The 632-nt window shown below is 45.6% G+C and carries 1 protein-coding gene; it reads left to right on the top strand.

Annotation, left to right across the window (positions count from 1 at the left end; genetic code table 11):
- Nucleotides 1–632, top strand: a 632-nt coding sequence (locus ACGTN6_RS20820; RefSeq protein ID WP_394594994.1) for a nucleotide sugar dehydrogenase, incomplete at both ends; no start/stop codon positions are given.

The following is a 632-nucleotide window of genomic DNA, read 5'->3' as shown; positions in this document are numbered from 1 at the left end:
ATTTGCTGCTGCTGATTTTGTTATTATCGCTACTCCGACGGATTATGATCCGGAAACCAATTGCTTTAATACTTGCTCGGTTGAAACGGTCATTCATGATGTGATGTCTATCAACCCGGAAGCAGTGATGGTGATTAAGTCTACTGTGCCGGTAGGATTCACACGAGAAGCAAGTGAGCGTTTTGGTACTAACAATCTGATATTCTCTCCCGAGTTCCTGCGCGAGGGGAAAGCACTGTACGATAATCTTCATCCGTCTCGTATTATCGTAGGTGAACGGTCAGAGAGAGCCGCATTGTTTGCAAGTTTATTGATGGAGGGTGCAGTCAAGCGAGACGTGCCCACGCTTTTTGTTGACAGCACAGAGGCTGAAGCCATCAAACTGTTCTCAAATACTTACTTGGCCATGCGAGTGGCGTACTTCAATGAATTAGATACATACGCAGAAACTCACGGACTGGATGCGCGTCAAATTATTGATGGAGTGGGGTTGGACTCCCGTATTGGGAATCATTACAACAACCCCAGCTTTGGTTACGGTGGTTATTGCCTTCCGAAAGATACTAGGCAGCTGTTGGCTAACTACCAAGATGTGCCTAACAATCTTATTCAAGCAATTGTAGATGCGAATC

Origin of the sequence: Halomonas sp. B23F22_20 (genome assembly GCF_043496985.1) — a bacterium.
Taxonomy (GTDB): Bacteria; Pseudomonadota; Gammaproteobacteria; order Pseudomonadales; family Halomonadaceae; genus Halomonas.
The sequence above is the reverse complement of the archived record's forward strand: the minus strand, read 5'-3'. Positions and strand labels throughout refer to the sequence as shown.